The organism is Planomicrobium soli, assembly GCF_003014655.1.
Classification (GTDB): Bacteria; Bacillota; Bacilli; order Bacillales_A; family Planococcaceae; genus Planococcus; species Planococcus soli_B.
The window spans coordinates 1-2,332 of sequence record NZ_PYAT01000030.1; the positions used below are offsets into that span (position 1 = coordinate 1).

Sequence of the window (2,332 nt, forward strand, 5' to 3'; positions counted from 1 at the left end):
ACTACATCCGACCATTTCAAAAATTAAACTGCCACTCTCCGATTGAATATCGGACAATGGCAGCTTAGGTGTTTTTTTCAAATGTCTCAAATTAATGGGTCAGTTCATCACTCGTTGCTTGCTTTTTTGTTCAGCGTCTGTCGATATCCTCGCCTACTTTATAATGGGTTTCAACGCGGTCGCGATCTTCGAAGTTCCGATCAACATCCGTGCTGGTCTCATAACCTTCCGGAATTTCATCGTATGGTTCTTCTGTCCGGACAACAAGCACATCACATTTGGCCGAACGGACGATATGCTCGGAAACGCTCCCGATTAGAAAACGTTCAACTGCATTTAATCCGGTAGCTCCACAGACGATCAAGTCGGCATTTACTCTGCCTGCTATATCTCTGGAGATGAGTGATTTTGGAGAGCCATAGTCAACCAGTGTGTTGACGCTCTGGACTCCAGCATCCATCGCTTCTTTCTTATAATTATTCAGTAAATCTTCCGCAAACCGTTGAGCACGATCGGCAATCGAGCGATCGTATGCTTCGATGGCTGCAAATGAACGGGTATCAATGATATTTGCCAAGTTTAAAGTTGCATTGTTTCGTTTTGCGATGCCGACTGATTTTTTAAAAGCCCATTCCGCTTCTTTAGAACCGTCTACCGCCACTAAAATTTGCGAGTACCTTAAAGTCATAGCACATTCCTCCCTTTTTCTTATATATGAAATTCGCTAGGTGATTGTTTAGTTCCTTCTTTTTTATTAATTTTTTATGGTGATTTATGTTGGAACAAAAGAAAATACTATAGAAATATAGTTCATTTTTTATTGCAATCCGTTAAAGCCATTCTGGATATTTTTATTCTTACTGAACCGGAAAGTTGAAATGATTTCATGATAAAATAATTGAAGCGAAAAAATAGAATATCTGATAGAATGGATTTGCCTTGAACTAATTAAGCGTTTTCATTACATATTATTGAAATGAACAAAATGGAGGGTTTTAAAAATGCGTATTGGAGTACCTACCGAAGTAAAGAACAACGAAAACCGCGTAGCGATGACCCCGGCTGGAGTTGTCAACTTGACGCTTTACGGGCATGAAGTATTTATCGAAGCGGGAGCAGGACTTGGGTCCGGTTTTACAGATGAAGATTATAAAAATGCGGGAGCACATATTGTGTCTTCGGCACAAGAGGCTTGGGCGCAGGAAATGGTCATGAAGGTGAAAGAGCCGATTTCTTCTGAATATGGTTACTTCCGTGAAGGCTTGATCCTGTTCACTTACCTACATTTGGCTCCGGAACCAGAACTGACAAAAGCGTTGCTTGATTCAAAAGTAATTGGCATTGCGTATGAAACCGTTCAGCTTCCGAATAACACATTGCCGCTCCTTACGCCAATGAGCGAAGTGGCCGGAAAAATGTCGACACAAATTGGAGCGCAGTTCCTTGAAAAAATCCATGGGGGCGCAGGAATCCTGCTTGGCGGAATTCCTGGGGTTTCACGCGGCAAAGTGACGATTATCGGCGGTGGAGTGGCTGGAACTCACGCAGCAAAAGTGGCTGTCGGCATGGGTGCAAGTGTGACAATCCTTGATTTAAATCCGGATCGCCTTCGCCAGTTGGATGATCTTTTCGGACAAGATGTACAGACGCTCATTTCCAACCCATTCAATATCGCAGACTCTGTGAAAGAAGCGGACTTGGTAGTGGGAGCCGTGTTAATACCGGGTGCTAAAGCACCTAAATTAGTAACAGAAGAGATGATCAAGTCGATGAAGCCGGGTTCAGTCGTAGTTGATATCGCTATCGACCAAGGCGGAATTTTTGAAACAAGCGACCGCATTACTACTCATGATAACCCAACGTATTTGAAACATGGCGTGGTCCATTATGCAGTGGCGAATATGCCAGGAGCGGTGCCGCGTACATCAACGATCGGATTGACGAACGTTACAGTACCATATGCTGTGCAAATCGCGAACAAAGGCTATAAAGAAGCCATTCTTCAAAACGAAGCTTTGAAAAAAGGCGTAAACACTTACGAAGGCTTTGTAACATATAAAGCAGTAGCGGACGACCAAGGGCTGGAATTCAAAACAGTTGAAGAGTTGTTGGCGTAAGTAAAAAGCTGGTCCAAGGAGTTCCTTGGACCAGCTTTTTCAGGCTGTCGAGAAACTCTCGGCAGCTTTTTTCATTTCGCTCCAGGCGGACGCTTTCCGCGGGCACGGCCTCAGCCGCTCCCTTCGCTTCGCTCTGTCCAGGGTCTTCGGCTCGCGCTGGTCCCGCTGGAGTCGCCGCCTTCCGCTCCATTTGCGACTTTTGCAGGTTTTCATTG

The 2,332-nt window shown here is 44.6% G+C and carries 3 protein-coding genes; 1 reads left to right on the plus strand and 2 read right to left on the minus strand.

Annotated features, from left to right (window positions below):
* Nucleotides 1-130 precede the first annotated feature (130 nt).
* Nucleotides 131-688: a universal stress protein gene (locus B0H99_RS17510; protein WP_106534960.1), complete on the minus strand. Its 558-nt coding sequence runs from the start codon at nucleotides 686-688 to the stop codon at nucleotides 131-133.
* A 313-nt stretch (nucleotides 689-1,001) separates the two neighbouring features.
* Between B0H99_RS17510 and ald the strand changes: the two genes are divergently transcribed.
* Entirely contained in the window at nucleotides 1,002-2,117 is a 1,116-nt protein-coding gene (gene ald / locus B0H99_RS17515; protein WP_106534961.1) for an alanine dehydrogenase, read from the plus strand.
* Here ald and B0H99_RS17965 read toward each other — a convergent pair.
* The coding region (locus tag B0H99_RS17965; RefSeq protein WP_219905831.1) for a hypothetical protein at nucleotides 2,089-2,332 on the minus strand (244 nt) is incomplete at its 5' end. The two genes, ald and B0H99_RS17965, sit on opposite strands and share 29 nt — an antisense overlap.